The 16279-nt window shown below is 37.2% G+C and carries 13 protein-coding genes; all 13 read left to right on the forward strand.

Annotated features, from left to right (window positions below):
* Positions 1–13: 13 nt before the first annotated feature.
* The 13 genes from ACS3UD_RS15560 to ACS3UD_RS15620 all read left to right on the forward strand — a co-directional run bounded on the left by ACS3UD_RS15560 (position 14) and on the right by ACS3UD_RS15620 (position 16274).
* On the forward strand, positions 14–1498 hold the full coding sequence (locus tag ACS3UD_RS15560; protein WP_308140080.1) for a glycine betaine uptake BCCT transporter: 1485 nt from the start codon (positions 14–16) through the stop codon (positions 1496–1498).
* A gap of 476 nt (positions 1499–1974) precedes the next feature.
* Positions 1975–3807 (forward strand): NAD(P)-binding protein, encoded by a 1833-nt coding sequence (locus tag ACS3UD_RS15565; RefSeq protein ID WP_308138736.1) that lies wholly within the window; start codon positions 1975–1977, stop codon positions 3805–3807.
* Positions 3801–5534, forward strand: a complete 1734-nt coding sequence (locus ACS3UD_RS15570) for a [FeFe] hydrogenase, group A (RefSeq protein WP_308138735.1) — start codon at positions 3801–3803, stop codon at positions 5532–5534. Before ACS3UD_RS15565 ends, ACS3UD_RS15570 begins: the two co-directional genes overlap by 7 nt.
* Positions 5535–5646: 112 nt before the next feature.
* On the forward strand, positions 5647–6582 hold the full coding sequence (gene trxB / locus ACS3UD_RS15575) for a thioredoxin-disulfide reductase (RefSeq protein ID WP_308137585.1): 936 nt from the start codon (positions 5647–5649) through the stop codon (positions 6580–6582).
* Positions 6583–6592: 10 nt separating this feature from the next.
* Positions 6593–6910, forward strand: coding sequence for a thioredoxin TrxA (trxA, locus tag ACS3UD_RS15580; protein WP_308137584.1), 318 nt, complete (start codon positions 6593–6595; stop codon positions 6908–6910).
* 27 nt (positions 6911–6937) lie between these two features.
* A complete protein-coding gene (grdA, locus tag ACS3UD_RS15585; RefSeq protein ID WP_308137583.1) occupies positions 6938–7411 on the forward strand; it encodes a glycine/sarcosine/betaine reductase complex selenoprotein A in 474 nt (157 codons plus the stop codon).
* A 79-nt stretch (positions 7412–7490) separates the two neighbouring features.
* Complete coding sequence (gene grdC / locus ACS3UD_RS15590; RefSeq protein WP_308137582.1) at positions 7491–9023, forward strand: glycine/sarcosine/betaine reductase complex component C subunit beta; 1533 nt, start codon at positions 7491–7493, stop codon at positions 9021–9023.
* Between the two features lie 12 nt (positions 9024–9035).
* Entirely contained in the window at positions 9036–10205 is a 1170-nt protein-coding gene (gene grdD / locus ACS3UD_RS15595) for a glycine/sarcosine/betaine reductase complex component C subunit alpha (protein WP_308138734.1), read from the forward strand.
* A gap of 238 nt (positions 10206–10443) precedes the next feature.
* Complete coding sequence (locus tag ACS3UD_RS15600) at positions 10444–11316, forward strand: hypothetical protein (RefSeq protein WP_308138733.1); 873 nt, start codon at positions 10444–10446, stop codon at positions 11314–11316.
* Between the two features lie 54 nt (positions 11317–11370).
* Positions 11371–11901 (forward strand): TIGR04104 family putative zinc finger protein, encoded by a 531-nt coding sequence (locus tag ACS3UD_RS15605; protein WP_308138732.1) that lies wholly within the window; start codon positions 11371–11373, stop codon positions 11899–11901.
* 232 nt (positions 11902–12133) lie between these two features.
* Complete coding sequence (locus ACS3UD_RS15610) at positions 12134–13243, forward strand: sensor domain-containing diguanylate cyclase (protein WP_308138731.1); 1110 nt, start codon at positions 12134–12136, stop codon at positions 13241–13243.
* Positions 13244–13424: 181 nt separating this feature from the next.
* Positions 13425–14966, forward strand: coding sequence for an alkaline phosphatase (locus ACS3UD_RS15615; protein ID WP_308138730.1), 1542 nt, complete (start codon positions 13425–13427; stop codon positions 14964–14966).
* Positions 14967–15122: 156 nt separating this feature from the next.
* The gene (locus ACS3UD_RS15620) at positions 15123–16274 is read left to right on the forward strand and encodes a YibE/F family protein (RefSeq protein ID WP_308140079.1); all 1152 of its coding nucleotides are present in this window, start codon (positions 15123–15125) and stop codon (positions 16272–16274) included.
* Positions 16275–16279: the final 5 nt, after the last annotated feature.

Below are 16279 nucleotides of genomic sequence, written 5' to 3' on the forward strand. Positions count from 1 at the left end.
GAGAAGTGGTTTGATCAAAGAAAAAAATTATGTTTTTTATCTTTCTATGTTGCTTACAGGAGGAATTGCCATATGGGCGGTAGCATTGAATGATAGCTTTGTCTATGTTTCCAATGCTGTATATAATTTCCTTACAATAAAATTTGGATGGCTGTATTTATTGGCTATGCTGTTGTTTGTCATATTTATAATAAGCATTGCTTTTAGCAAGTACGGAAAGCTTCGTCTGGGAGATGATGATTCCAGGCCGGAATATAAGACTTCTTCATGGTTTGCCATGCTTTTTGGAGCAGGCATGGGTGTAGGATTAGTATTCTGGGGAATATCAGAACCGCTTTCTCATTATATTAACCCTATGGGCATGGAAGGTGGAACTGCTGAAGCTGCGTATTTTGCAATAAAGTCTTCATTTTTACACTGGGGAATTCATCCATGGGCTAATTATTCAATAATTGGACTGGCGTTGGCATATTTTCAATTTCGTAAGAAGAAACCTGCACTGATTAGCTCTATATTTGAGCCATTGATTGGCGAGAAGGGAGTTAACGGTGCATTGGGAAAGACGATTGATGTATTTGCAGTGTTCGCTACTGTTGCAGGTGTAACTACATCACTGGGCTTGGGAGTTCTGCAGATTAACAGCGGATTGGAATACATGTTTGGAATTCCATCGACGCTTCTGATACAGATAATTATTATTTCTGTGATTACAGTTGTTTATATATGGACAGCTGTGGCAGGAATAGAAAAAGGTATTAAAATTATATCTGATGTAAATCTGTACATTGCATTTATATTGATGGCTTTGGCCATGGTTGTAGGGCCCAAAGTTGAAATTTTGAATAATTTCACCAATGGGTTGGGACAGTATATCTGCAATATTATTCCTGACAGTCTTATGCTGGTAGTTTACGGAGATAACAGTTGGATTCAGGATTGGAGAATATTCTACTGGGCATGGTGGATTGCATGGGCACCATTTGTAGGAGTCTTTATTGCCAGAATCTCAAAAGGAAGAACTATACGCGAATTCATTGCAGGTGTAGTATTGGCGCCTTCAGTAGGCTCAATCGTATGGTTTGCGATTTTTGGAACATTAGGTATACACCTTGGAGAAGAAGGGATTTTATCCATTGAAGCACTGGAAAAAGTAGCGGCTGTTCCGGAAACAGGATTATTTACAGTGCTTGAAAAATATCCTATGGGTATAGTGCTTTCTGCAGCTGCATTAGTTCTGGTATGTACATTTTTCATAACATCAGCCAATTCAGGCACATTTGTACTTTCAATGCTGACTTCAAACGGCAATTTAAATCCGCCGAACAGTAAAAAGGTACTGTGGGGAATCGTACAATCCTTAATGGCAATAGGGCTGTTAATTGCAGGTGGGCTTAAACCACTTCAAATAATATCAATAGCGGCTGCATTTCCGTTTATATTTGTTATGCTCGCTGCCTGTGTTTCATTGTTAAAGGCATTAAAATCAGAACATGTTTAAATGATTTACGAAATGAACAAAGATGCAATTTGAAAGTGTGGCACCTGTTATAACAGACAAAGAATTATATTTCTTAAGTTATGCATAGAAGAGTTTTTTAGTTTAGAACGTGAAGAAAATTATTTCTCGGTGAGAAATAAAATACCTTGTTTTGTAAAAAAATTTATAAAACATTTATAACCATTACAATGATGAAGCATAAATGATGTTAAAATTTCATAGCAAAATAAAATTATTAAAAATCTTCAATATGGTATATATTTTGCTATACAGATGTTGGTAACCAAGAAATGAGGTATGTAATGAGCAAGGCTTATAATATTTTATAAGCATCGGATATCAGGCAGCTCTTACATCTGAACAAATTGAATGCCATGTAGAAAAGTATTTAACATTTTTTACTTCGCAACCTGTACGGGCATTCTTTTAAATCTTTATGGAGATTAAAAAATATAAATAAGGAAGTGAAGTTAATAATGAGCAGATTAGAAATTGCTTCACCGAGTAAAGCTAAAATTGTAATGGAAGGACTTTATAAGGACTTGGAGCGAAGAATTGAATCCAGTCCCCCTGGACTATGTCCGGTGGATATGTCGAGGGCATTTTTGGAGCTGTGTCATGCTCAGACTTGCGGGAAATGTGTGCCTTGCCGGATTGGTCTTGGTCAGTTAAATCATTTTATTAAAGATGTGTTGGACGGAAATGCGACGATGGAAACTCTTGATATTATGGAGCAGACAGCATTGTCTATCATGGATTCCGCAGATTGTGCCATTGGTTATGAAGCTGCCAACATGGTATACAAAGGGTTGATCGGATACAGAGATGATTACATTGAGCATATAAATAATGGACGTTGTACTTGTACGTATAATCAGCCGGTGCCGTGCGTGTCTCTGTGCCCTGCACATGTAGATATTCCGGGATATGTGGCATTAGTTGGAGAAGGCAGATATGCGGATGCAATTCGCTTGATGCGAAAAGATAATCCATTTCCGACAACATGTTCATATATATGTGAACATCCGTGTGAAGCCAGATGCAGAAGAAATATGGTGGATGATTCTATAAATATACGCGGTTTAAAACGTGTGGCAGCAGATTTTGCCGGGATAGTTAATCCTCCAGCATGTGCGAAGAATACCGGCAAGAAAATTGCAGTGCTTGGCGGCGGACCTGGTGGTTTAAGTGCAGCATATTACCTTCAGTTAATGGGACATAATGTAACTGTATATGAGATGCTCCCAAAACTTGGAGGAATGCTTCGATATGGAATTCCAAATTATCGCCTTCCAAAAGAACGGCTGCAGGAGGACATCGACAATATTTTGAGAACCGGTGTAGAAGTAAGGCATGGCTTGAAAATAGGTCGGGATATAACCATTCAGGAACTGAGAGAACAGTATGACGCAGTATTAATTACCATAGGAGCCAGTACGGACAAGAAACTTGGGCTCAAAGGTGAAGATGCAGATGGTGTACTGTCGGCTGTACAATTCTTGCGAAATGTAGGCAAGAACGAGATTATGGATCTGTCAGGGAAAGAAGTTGCAGTTATCGGCGGCGGCAATGTCTCAATGGATGCAGTCCGTACGGCAAAACGCCTTGGAGCTAAAAAAGTGAGCATAGTATACCGCAGAAGAGTTGCAGATATGACAGCGCTTCCAGGCGAAATAGAAGGAGCAGTTGCAGAAGGTGTAGAAGTGCTTACGCTTAAAGCTCCGGCGTCATTGGATGTGAATGAACATAACCATATTAAAGGGCTTTATGCCACACCGCAGATGGTAAGCGCCATCAAAGACGGTCGCGCAAGCATTAAGCCTACCGGCGAAAAAGATGTTTATATTCCATGTGATGTTTTGATAGTGGCAATAGGCCAAAACATTGAAATCCGTCATTTTGAAGAGTTTGGTATACCTGTGGAGCGGGGAAAAATTGTTACAAAAAGCAGCGGAACTTTTGAAAACTTCCCTGATGTATTTGCGGGAGGCGATTGTGCCAGCGGACCGGCATCTGTAATCAAGGCAATAGCTGCAGCTAAAGTTGTAGCAGCGAACATTGATGCATATTTAGGATATAGGCACGAAATTTCCTGTGATGTAGAAATTCCGGCCGTTAATCTGGATGATCATAGTCCTTGCGGAAGAGTGAATCTGACTGAACGGGAAGCGTGCGAGAGAGTCTGCGATTTTGAAGGCGTAGAGAACTGCATGACAGAAAAAGAAGCTAGACAGGAGGCATCTAGGTGCTTGCGCTGTGATCACTTCGGATATGGAATACTTAAAGGAGGCAGGGAAAGATTATGGTAAATATCACGATTAACGGAAAGAAAATTTTAGTTAAAGAAAATACCACGATTATGAAAGCTGCCGCAGAGAATGAAATTCCAATTCCGAGCCTTTGTTATCTGAAGGGGATTAATGAAATTGGTGCCTGCCGCGTTTGTATGGTTGAACTAGAAGGAAAAGATAAACTTATTACTTCTTGTAATAATGTAGTTGAAGAAGGAATGGTAATTTATACAAATAGCCCTAAGGTGCGAAAACATAGACGTACGACTGTAGAATTAATTTTATCTCAGCACGACTGCCAGTGTGTTACATGTACAAGAAGCGGAAACTGTAGCCTTCAAAAGATAGCCAATGATTTAAATATCCTGAGTATTCCGTTTAAAACTGAACTAGAGATACAAAAATGGAATCAAAATTTCCCACTGATACGCGATTCCAGGAAATGTATTAAATGCATGCGCTGTGTTCAAATATGCGAAAAAGTTCAGGGACTTAATATTTGGGATGTTGAAGGAACGGGCTCCAGGACTACAGTAAATGTTTCTAACAATGGTAAGATAGAAGAATCAAATTGTTCATTGTGCGGTCAATGCATTACCCACTGTCCCGTAGGTGCTCTGAGAGAAAGAGATGATACGGAAAAGATATGGGATGCTATTGCTGATAAGGAAAAGATTGTGGTTGCACAGGTCGCTCCGGCTGTTCGAGCAGCGTGGGGAGAAGAATTGGGACTCGCAACAAAAGAAGCTACTGTAGGAAAGATAATGGATTCCTTAAAGCGTATGGGTGTAGACTATGTATTTGACACAACTTTTTCAGCTGATTTGACAATTATGGAAGAAGGTAATGAATTTATAAAAAGATTTACCGGCGGTGAACTTAAGGACAGACCTATGTTTACTTCCTGCTGTCCGGCATGGATTAGGTTTATAAAGTCTCAGTTTCCGCATTTAGTTAAACAGCTTTCGACGGCAAAATCACCGCAGCAGATGTTTGGAGCTGTAATGAAAACTTACTTTGCAGAACGACTTGGTGTGTCACCGGAAAAGATTTATACAATATCTGTAATGCCTTGCGTAGCAAAAAAAGAAGAGCGCGAGATGGAATTATTCTACGGAGAATATGCAGGCCATGACATTGATACAGTTATTACAACAAGGGAGCTTGTGAAAATGATCCGTTCTGCCCATATAAGACCTGATACTTTACAGGATATTGAAAGTGATCGTCCGATGCAGGAAATTACCGGCGCCGGAGTTATATTTGGAGCAACCGGTGGTGTAATGGAGGCCGCACTCCGATCAGCATATTATCTGATCAAAGGAGAAAACCCTCCTGTAGATGCTTTTAAAGCAGTGAGAAGCCAAGGTTTTAATGATAATGAAGGACTTGCAGAAGCTGATTTTATTGTTGATGACATTAAAGTAAGGACGGCGGTAGTCAGCGGGCTGGGAAATACACGGTCACTGCTTGAAAAAATCGAAAGAGGAGAAGTTCAATACGATTTTGTAGAGGTAATGGCTTGTCCAGGAGGCTGTGTAGGTGGCGGAGGCCAGCCGATTCATGACGGAGAGGAGCTGGCATTTGAACGCGGAAAGAATCTTTATTATCTGGATGAAAATGCAAAATTAAGATTTTCTCATGAAAATTCTGATATACTGAAACTGTATGAAGAGTATTTCAAAGAACCAATGTCCCATAAATCTCATATGCTGCTTCATACAAAACATGAGAAAAGGGAATAGCATCAATGCATTGCTGTGATTAGCTGTCACGAATGATGCAAATAAAGCAATAACTATGTTATACAAATTTGCAGTTGCTTTACAGTAAATTATAATATGTTGGAGGTGTGAAATGAGCAAAGTATATGACGTTTTAATAGTCGGAGCAGGACCGGCGGGATTATCAGCAGGGCTGTATGCCGGAAGAGCAAGACTGAGCACTTTGATAATCGAAAAAGAAAAAGACGGAGGGCAAATAGCGCTCACATCAGAAGTAGAAAACTATCCAGGCTGCCTGGAAGGAGAATCAGGACCTACATTGATTGACAGGATGGCAGAACAGGCAAAACATTTTGGAGCCGAAAAAGTATACGATGAAATAGTAGAAGTAAAACTCGAAGGCAAAGAAAAAGTACTAGTAGGAAAAAAAGGCGAATACGTAGGAAAAACAGTAATAATCGCCGGAGGAGCAACATCCAAACCAATAGGATGCCCTGGAGAGAAAGTATTTACAGGAAAAGGCGTTTCATACTGTGCGACTTGCGACGGAGCATTCTTCGAAGACTTTGAAGTATTCGTTGTAGGAGGCGGAGACACAGCAGTAGAAGAAGCAATGTATCTGACAAAATTCGCAAGAAAAGTATCCATAATACACAGAAGAGACGAATTAAGAGCCGCAAAATCAATACAAGAAAAAGCCAAAGCAAACCCAAAAATTAACTTTATATGGGATTCAGTAGTAAAAGAAATAAAAGGCGACGGCATAGTAGATACAATGGTTTTAGAAAATGTAAAAACCAAAGAAACAACAGAAATAAAAGCCGACGAAGAAGACGGTACATTCGGTATATTCGTATTCATAGGATACGAGCCAAAGACCAAACTGTACGAAGGAATACTTAAATTAGAAAGAGGCTATGTAGAAACCGACGAAAACATGAAAACAAACATAGAAGGCGTATACGCAGCCGGAGATATTAGAGTAAAAAGCCTGAGACAAGTAGTTACGGCAGCCGGAGACGGAGCCATAGCAGCAGTACAGGCAGAAAAATATATAGAATCATTATAGGAGGGAAAGAATGTTAGTACTCGATAAAACCACATTTGAACCAGAAGTATTAAAAGGCGAAGGATACATATTAGTAGACTTTTTCGGAGACGGATGCGCACCATGCGAAGCATTAATGCCCCACGTAGAAGCACTGTCAGAAAAATACGACGGCAAAATAAAATTCACAAAACTAAACACAACAAAAGCAAGAAGAGTAGCAATAGGACAGAAAGTACTTGGCTTACCAGTTATTGCAATCTATAAAGACGGAGAAAAAGTAGAAGAACTCATAAAAGAAGACGCTACACCCGACAATGTAGAAGCAATGATAAAAAAATATATATAACAAAAAAACCAAATAAGGAGGAAAAAAATGAGCTTATTAAAAGGTAAAAAAGTAATAATAATAGGCGACAGAGATGGAATACCAGGACCAGCCATAGAAGAATGCGTAAAAACCGCAGGCGGCGAAACAGTATTTTCATCAACAGAATGCTTCGTCTGAACAAGCGCAGGAGCAATGGATTTGGAAAATCAAAAAAGGGTTAAAGAATTTGCAGAAAAGTACGGTGCAGAGAACCTAGTAGTAGTACTTGGAGCAGCAGAAGGAGAAGCAGCAGGATTAGCTGCAGAAACCGTAACAAACGGAGACCCAACATTTGCAGGTCCATTGACAGGAGTTCAGTTAGGACTCTCAGTATTCCACGTGTGCGAACCAGAAATAAAAGAAGAAGTAGACGAAGCCGTTTACGACGAGCAAATCAGTATGATGGAAATGGTATTGGATGTTGACGATATAATAAGCGAAATGACACCAATAAGAGAAGACTATTGTAAATATCTTTAATATTTAGTACTTTATATAGACAATCGAATTTATTTGCTTCGCAGAAATGCGAAGCAAATTTTGAATAACGGAGGTTATTATGAACAGTGTAATAAAAGGAGCCAGCTATATATTGGCATTTACTCCTGATATGGTTATCCATAACGGAACAACCCAAACAACTGAAAGAACCGTAAATCCAAACTCAGAATACCTAAAACAAATAAAAGACCACCTGAGAACCTTTGAAGAAGTAGTGAACTATCTTCCAAACCAGACATATATAGGAAACATAACACCAGAAGAACTTGCAGGATACGCACAGCCATGGAACGACAAAAAGCTCGAAAAAGCAGAAAGATGGGGAAAATTCGGAGAAATAATGCCGCAGGACGAATTTATAGTTCTGATGCAGATGTGTGACGTATTCGACCTTGTAAAAATAGAAAACAACTTCTTAGCCGAAACAAAAGCAAAGCTTGAAAAACATCCATTATTTGATGAAGCATTGCTAAGCAGAATCAAGCAGGGAGAAGAAGCAGAAACAATAAAAAAATACGTTGATGAAGAACATTCAGAACCATTATACAACGACGGCAAACTAGTAGGCTGCGTAAAAAGAGCACACGACATAGACGTTAACCTAAGCGCCCATGTAATGATGGAAAACTTAGTATCAAAAGCATCAAACGTACTTGCATTATTAAACCTCACATACAAAAACGACATAAACAAAGAAGAAATAGACTATGTAATAGACTGCTGCGAAGAAGCATGCGGAGATATGAACCAAAGAGGCGGAGGAAACTTTGCAAAAGCCTGCGCAGAAGTAGCAGGATTTGTAAATGCAACAGGATCAGACACAAGAGGATTCTGTGCAGGACCGACCCATGCGCTGATAGAAGCAGCAGCATTAGTAAAAGCAGGAGTATTCAACAACGTTGTAGTATCCGCCGGCGGATGCACAGCAAAACTTGGAATGAACGGAAAAGACCACATAAAAAAAGGACTTCCGATTTTAGAAGACGTATTAGGCGGCTTTGCCATACTCATAAGCAAAAATGACGGAGTAAGCCCCGAAATAAACCTAGACCTGGTAGGAAAACACACAGTAGGAACAGGATCATCACCACAGGCAGTTATATCATCATTAGTTTCATCCTTAGAAAAAGCAGGCATGAAAATAACAGATGTAGATAAATACTCAGTAGAAATGCAAAACCCAGACATAACAAAACCAGCAGGAGCAGGAGATGTGCCATTGGCAAACTACAAGATGATAGGAGCCCTGGCAGTAAAAATGGGTCACATGGAGAGAAAAGAATTAGCAGAGTTCACAGCTAAACATGGTATGGTTGGCTGGGCACCTACACAAGGACATATACCTTCAGGAGTTCCTTACATAGGATTCTGCAGACAAGATATCATGGACGGAAAAATAAAAAATACTATGATAGTAGGAAAAGGAAGTCTCTTCCTAGGAAGAATGACAAACCTGTTTGACGGCGTATCCTTTATTATTGAAGCAAATAAAGGAGAACAAGAACCGCAGTCAACAATTTCAGAGGAAAAAGTAAAAGGACTTATTGCAGAAGCTCTGAAGAACTTCGCTTCAAATCTATTGGCAGAATAGGAGGGCATTTATATGTCTGAAAAACAAGTAAAACAAATAATAGGCAAAGTGTTCGATCAGCTGGCAGACACACTGATTAGCGGAGAATACGGACAGAAGCCGAAGGTAGCCGTTACTGCCATGGGAAGCGAACACGGTGAAGATAATATTTATTCAGCAGCAGTAAAAGCAGCAAAAAGCGGAATAGATACTACCGTAATCGGATCAAAAGAAGCAGAAGGTGTAAAAACAGCATTTGTAAATACAGAAGACGAAGCACATACAATCATGGAATCACTACTTAATTCCAAAGAAGTAGATGCAGCGGTAACGATGCATTATCCATTCCCCATAGGAGTTTCAACAGTAGGAAGAGTATTAACTCCCGGAAAAGGAAAAGAGATGTTCATAGCAACAACAACAGGAACATCCTCAACCGATAAAGTGGAAGGTATGGTTAAAAATGCTATTTACGGCATAATAACAGCCAAAGCATGCGGGATAAAAAATCCTACAGTAGGTATATTAAATGTTGACGGAGCAAGACAAACAGAAATAGCACTTAAGAAACTTAAAGACCAAGGTTACGACATAAACTTCGCAGCATCGCAAAGAGCAGACGGCGGTGCGGTTATGAGAGGAAATGACCTTCTCACAGGTTCTGCAGACGTCATGGTAATGGATTCGCTGACAGGAAATTTAATGATAAAAATCTTTTCTTCCTATACAACAGGCGGAAGCTACGAATCATTAGGATATGGCTACGGCCCCGGAATAGGAGAAAACTTTGATAAACTGATTCTTATTATTTCAAGAGCTTCAGGTTCGCCGCTGGTTGAAGGAGCAATCAAATTTGCTGCTGAGCTGGTTAAGGGAGGATGCCTTGAAATAGCTAAAAAGGAATTTGAAAAGGCTCACAAGGCCGGCCTGACAGAAATATTAAGCGGGCTTAAATCTTCTAAAAAGCCTGCCGAAGAAGAAATAAAGGCTCCGGAAAAACAAGTGGTAACTTCTCAGATTTCAGGTGTTGAAATAATGGACTTGGAAGATGCCGTTAAGCTTTTATGGAAAAACGGAATTTACGCTGAAAGCGGAATGGGATGTACCGGACCTATAATTTTAGTAAATGATGCAAATATTGATAAGGCAATTGAAATTCTTGCCGAAAATGAGTATATTGCTAAAGAAAAATCTGATTGTTAGACGTGAAAAGATAAATTAGCTTTTATTAATTTTTAAGCTGAAATTTTAATGTAATTAAATATTGTATTAAAAGACTGTAGCAATTTTTGTTTTGCTACAGTCTTTTTTGTTTTAGTCTATATTTTTAAAATTGAATAAAATATCGACAATATTGGTCTATTATGGTAACATCTAAATAAAGATTTAAACCATAAGAAGATATGGGAAAAAATTAAGGAAATGGCTGAGGGGGATCAAAATGGGCAGTTTATTTGGAAAAAACAATGTAAATTCAAGAATAAAGAATTCTTTAAAATATAGAAATCTGCCGCCTGTGGTAACGATAACAGTTTCCATAATTGTTGTTATTCTTGCTGTAATTCTGGTGGCTAATTCGGTGTCTAAACGGGATGAATTGATAAGATATGTAAACAATTATGAAACATATCCTGAATTCATTGAAATAATAGACGGTGAAGATATTGCCAGAATTAACGAAATAATGGGAAATGTACGCTGGACAAAAGAAATTGCAATTCCTGCAGATGAGGGAGACATCAGCTTTTGGACTGAAAGAGAAGGGTTCAAAGAGAGATTTTTTGATTATGATATATGGTTTAATGTACAAACCATTGTATGGGATCCTTCAACAAATAAATATGGATTAATTGAGAACGCTGAGGACATAGATTATTTAAAATATATATTTTCCCATTATTCAGCAACAGATATAAATTATAGCTTAAAAATGGACATTTATACTTTTTTTGATACTCTTATTTCTCCTGAAACATATAAAATAGATATGTTTAACGATCCGGAAAAAGTATATGCTATTTTTGGCAAGTATTGCAATGAAAGAGGATTGAATGTTTTGCTTAAGAACAGAGTTGCGTTTAAAAATCGAAAAGTATTTGAAGAAAACAATATAACGGACTATTTTAATCTAAGAGTGGAATTAATTGGCGAAGAAGCCGACGCAAACTTATTATTCCAAAAATACAGAGTTTCTTATGAATATCAGGATGATAATTTTGATCTGCATGAATTTAATGATTATTATATTATAAATATAAAAGATAATAAAATAGACTATATAAAGCTTGATTTAAATGCTGGCGAAACGCGTTAATTAAGAATTTTATTTTATTGCTAAATTTTATAGCTTTTAAGGGAGAAACCTGGTATGTATAAATGCAGCTTATGCTCGGATAGATTTAAGTACAAAGACGTATTAAAATCAATATGGGTTAAGGGATATGCTCCGATAATATGTACAGTATGCGGCACAAAGCACTACCCAAAAATATCAACAAGGATTGTTATAAGTCTGGCTATGTTTTTGCCTCTGATAGTTATTAATTCGTTGAATTTATTTTTTGACGGATATGTTAAACTGCCGAATTTGTTTATAATTTATTACATCATTTGGACAGCGCTCCTTATATTAATAACGCCGTTTATTGCCGGGTACTATACCAAATCAGCAGATAAAAGCGACGAAACCAAGTCGCTGCTCATATCAAACCTTACTGTTGCGCAAGCAGATGTAATTATTTCAATGCTTGAATCTTATGATGTGCCATATTTTAAAGAAGTCGAAAAATCAGAATCTTTAGAAGTATTTCCGCTAAACAGCAATATAAACATATATATTCCGCCGAAAATGCTGAAAACAGCTAAAGAGCTGATAGATGTAAATAACATTATCCACTGAATTAAATATATAAAATAGTGCAGCAAGATCAATGATAACAGCGGTATTATTTTGGCTGCTGTTTGTGCTTTGTGGCAAGACATAAATAAGTATAAAATTTATTCGTAAAATAATTGAAACCTTGGAACTTAATTATAAATATGTAAATTTTTATAAAAAATTTAACAATATATTTCATATTGTGCTATAATTATAGTAAGCTTATATTTATTATAAATAAATGAGGTGCTATATGCAAGATCGGGAGTTTGTAATTCTTTGGATTCTTTTATTTTCAGCATCTGTTTTTATATACCAATTAATATTGCTGCAAAAATATAAAAAGCTTTTGATCAGATATGAAAACATAAGAAAATTGCTCTTTGAAACCAGCGAGAAAATATCTAAAACAAACGATGAGAATAAAATATATTACATTGTGCTGGATGCTGTGGTCAAGTTAATACCTTATGCAACAAATGGCAGTATTCTTCTTTATGATAATGAGAAAGATAAGTTTGACTATGAAGTGGTTATAGGTTATAGCAATGAGCTTAAAAATATTTCAATACGAAAAGAAGAGGCATTTCTCTATAAGATAAACGGTTTTAAAAAGGCCGCGGTAATATGCAATCCTGAAGAATTTGACAGACTAAATGCGGATAAAGGAACAACGGAAGGGCTCAAAAGAATTGATGCCCTTAATATCAGCTGCACTTTATCTGCTCCCATATATATTGACAGGCATTTAATCGGATTAATAAATATAGATTCTAGTATTCCACATCACAGGTTTACAGAAGAAGACCTTAATTTAATGGAACAAATTAAATGTGAACTGGAAATTTCCATTAAAAATGCACTAGCTCAGAATAAGCTAAAGCATCTGGCCAATTATGACGAACTTACAGGACTTATTAACAGGAGAAAGCTTATAAAGGAATTTGATGGAGAATTAAATGGTAAAGACAATTGTTTTCCATTTTGTCTTGTTATGATTGATCTTGATGATTTTAAGCTTATCAATGACAATTACGGGCATTACTACGGAGATATGATATTGAAGAATTTTTCTTCCAGACTCAGAAACTTTGCGGATAAATCCAGCATAGTTTCAAGGCTTGCGGGAGATGAATTTGTTATTCTTTTTAAGGGCCATGATTTAGAGATGACCGAAAGAAAAATGAAAGACATAGCTGAAGAGATTATGTCAGAAGAAATTTACGGTATAACAGTGGCATTTAGCTATGGAATTTGTGAAGTAAGCAGTTCTGAAAACATGAATTTTGACGAGGCACTTGCTTTTGCCGATGTTAAAATGTACAGGAATAAAAAAATGAAAGTATTAAATTCACGCATTTAGGCGTGAATTTTTATATGCTGAAAAATGAAAAGCATTTTATGCCGAAGGAACAATGCTTTATACATTTCATAAAACTATTTATGTAAAAATTACCTGATTTTTACTCTGTGAAGCTTTTGATTTTATATTATTTAGCTAATATGTAAGTGAAATATAATAATAATTATAATCGGAGGTTTCAATGAAGAAAATTTTATCTGCTATACTGTGTATAGTAATGGTAGCAGGAATTTTGACAGGCTGTGCAACTGCAAACGCTCAGCAAATATCACAACAGGAAGAACCGGCTGTAAGTCAAAAACTGGCGGCACAATCAAAATCAGCGAAGGCACCTAAGTACATATTTATGTTTATCGGAGACGGTATGAGCTTTGCACAAGTAAATTCGGCTCAGATATATGAGGGAAACAACACAAAAGGAGAAGTAGGTCTTAATTTGGTAAACTTCACTCAGTTTCCCATAGCAGGTATTGCAACTACGCAGGATTCAACATCTTTTGCACCTGACTCGGCTTCTACTGCAACATCACTTGCATGCGGCATCAAAACTCACAGTGGTACAATAGGTCTGGAGACTGACAAGACTACTGTTGCACCTATTATTACTGAACTTTTGAAAAAACAAAAAAATATGAAAATAGGAGTTATATCAAACGTAACTTTAAACCATGCTACTCCTGCAGCTTATTATGCTCATGCAGCATCAAGAAATAATTACTATGATATAGCTATGCAGATGGCTGATTCTGGATTTGACTTCTTTGGAGGCGGTACTATAAATAAGGCTACAGGTGCCGATAAAGATCAGAAAAATGCATTTGCAGTTTTGGAAGAGAAGGGATACGAAGTAGCAGATACAAAAGAAGAAATTCTTGCTCTTAATAACAAATCAGGAAAAGCATATGCATTAAGTCCTGTTCTTCAAGACAGCGGCGCAATGCCTTATGCGATTGATACTAAAGAAGATGATCTGCAGCTTGCAGATTTTGTTAAAAAGGGAATCGATGTTTTAGATAATAGAAACGGATTTTTCTTAATGACTGAGTCTGGAAAAATTGACTGGGCCGCTCATGCAAATGATGCAAAATCAGTAATTACAGATGTTTTAGCGTTCGAGGATGCTATTCAGGTTGCTTTAGATTTTGCTGAAAAGCATCCGTCAGAAACACTTATTATAGTTACAGGGGATCATGAAACAGGAGGTATGTCAATAGGATATGCTGCAACAGGATACAATACGGCATTTGATATACTTGATCAGCAAAAAATGTCTTACGTTGCATTTAATGAACTGATAAGCAGTATGAAAGAAGAAAGTGATGATTTGAAATTTGAAGATGTTATGCCTGTTATTACTGAAAATTTTGGCCTTGTTGCTCCAAACGGAATTGACGAAGAATCTTTGGGACAAGATGTAAATCCTTTAGAAATGACGGAGAGCGAATATAAAAAATTGCAGCAGGGTTTCGAGGAATCTATGAAGGAAGAAAAAAGCGACAGTGATGATGCGTATTTGTTATACGGTGGATATAATCCGCTGTCAGTTACACTTACTCATATTATAAATAATAAAGCAGGTATAGGCTGGACTTCTTATTCTCATACAGGAGTTCCTGTGGCAGTATATGCAGTGGGAGCTGGAGCTGAAAAATTTAGCGGATCGTATGATAATACCGATGTGTTTGAAAAGTTAGCAGAAGTTACAAAAATTAATACAAAATAAATATAATCGCGTTATCATTCAGGCAGCCAATCATTGCGTCTGTTCAGATATGTTGAGGTTGGTTGCTTTGATGACTTAGTTAATGAAACAGACCGGGTGTCCGGTCTGTTTGTATATCTAAATAATTTTGCACTGCATTACAGCTGAAAGGATGATATTTTGATAAATGTAAACAAAAAAGAAATTATATATGTCTTGGTAGTTATTGCTTTTATAATAATTTTAAGCACTATTCAAACTGGATTTGATAAACAAATTTATTTTAATTCAGAAGGTGTAAGAGCTAAAGTAATTTCAGCTGACAATTCAACAATACACAGCATAGGGCTTGTCAATCAGGGAGAGCAGAGATGCTTGATAGAAATTGAAACAGGAAGCCACAAGGGAAGCAGGATTGAAGCTGTAAACTTATTTACTGGAAAATATGAATTTGATAAAGTTTTTGAAAAAGATGATAAGGCGTGGGTTCTTTTGGAGTTTGATGACAAAAATAACATAGCCTATGCTAATATGGTAGATCATTACAGGATTAACAAGGAAATAGTCCTCGCAGGATTATTTGCTGCGGCAATTATAATTTTCTCGGGATTTACAGGAGTGAGGACTTTATTATCATTTGCTTTAGCGATGCTCAGCATATGGAAAATTTTAATTCCATGTATGCTGAACGGATATAACCCGCTTATCGTGGGGCTTATCGTTGGAAATATATTAACAATTACAACTTTGTTGTTGGTGGCAGGATTTACCCGAAAGGCATATGCAGCTATAATAAGCTCAATGCTGTGCTCGTTTTTAACTGCTTTGATGGCTGTTTTCTTTACCGGCTATTTTAAAATTGACGGTACGGTTATGCAATGGTCTGAATCATTATTATATTCAGGCTTTATGTCACTAAATTTAACGGCGATATTTCAAGCGGGAATTTATCTGGCATGTTCGGGAGCAGTTCTTGATTTGGCAATAGATATATCCTCCGCTTTAGAGGAGATTGCTTTAAGCAATCCTGAGGTTTCAAACGCAAGTTTGATAAAATCTGGCCTAAACATTGGAAAGTCAGTTGTGGGAAGTCAGACTACTACATTGCTTCTGGCTTATATGGGAAGTTATATTTCGGTAATGATGGTTTATATGGCGCAGGGAACTCCGATGCTTAACATTTTAAACTCTAAATCTATAAGTGCGGAAATAGTTCATACTTTTGTAGGATGCTTGGGTCTTGTATTAGTATCCCCATTGACATCACTAATTTGTGGATTAATTTATGAAAATGGGAAGGAAGCTGTGGATAAAAACTTACAGGTTTAAAATTC

It is taken from the genome of Sedimentibacter sp. LTW-03 (genome assembly GCF_052059825.1).
Classification (GTDB): Bacteria; Bacillota; Clostridia; order Tissierellales; family Sedimentibacteraceae; genus Sedimentibacter.

Bases quoted from the DNA above. Each gene is read 5' to 3' on its own strand.
- ACS3UD_RS15565 (WP_308138736.1), top strand. From the start codon at position 1,975: ATGAGCAGATTAGAAATTGCTTCACCGAGTAAAGCTAAAATTGTAATG.
- ACS3UD_RS15570 (WP_308138735.1), top strand. From the start codon at position 3,801: ATGGTAAATATCACGATTAACGGAAAGAAAATTTTAGTTAAAGAAAAT.
- trxB (WP_308137585.1), top strand. From the start codon at position 5,647: ATGAGCAAAGTATATGACGTTTTAATAGTCGGAGCAGGACCGGCGGGA.
- trxA (WP_308137584.1), top strand. From the start codon at position 6,593: ATGTTAGTACTCGATAAAACCACATTTGAACCAGAAGTATTAAAAGGC.
- grdC (WP_308137582.1), top strand. From the start codon at position 7,491: ATGAACAGTGTAATAAAAGGAGCCAGCTATATATTGGCATTTACTCCT.
- grdD (WP_308138734.1), top strand. From the start codon at position 9,036: ATGTCTGAAAAACAAGTAAAACAAATAATAGGCAAAGTGTTCGATCAG.
- ACS3UD_RS15600 (WP_308138733.1), top strand. From the start codon at position 10,444: ATGGGCAGTTTATTTGGAAAAAACAATGTAAATTCAAGAATAAAGAAT.
- ACS3UD_RS15605 (WP_308138732.1), top strand. From the start codon at position 11,371: ATGTATAAATGCAGCTTATGCTCGGATAGATTTAAGTACAAAGACGTA.
- ACS3UD_RS15610 (WP_308138731.1), top strand. From the start codon at position 12,134: ATGCAAGATCGGGAGTTTGTAATTCTTTGGATTCTTTTATTTTCAGCA.
- ACS3UD_RS15615 (WP_308138730.1), top strand. From the start codon at position 13,425: ATGAAGAAAATTTTATCTGCTATACTGTGTATAGTAATGGTAGCAGGA.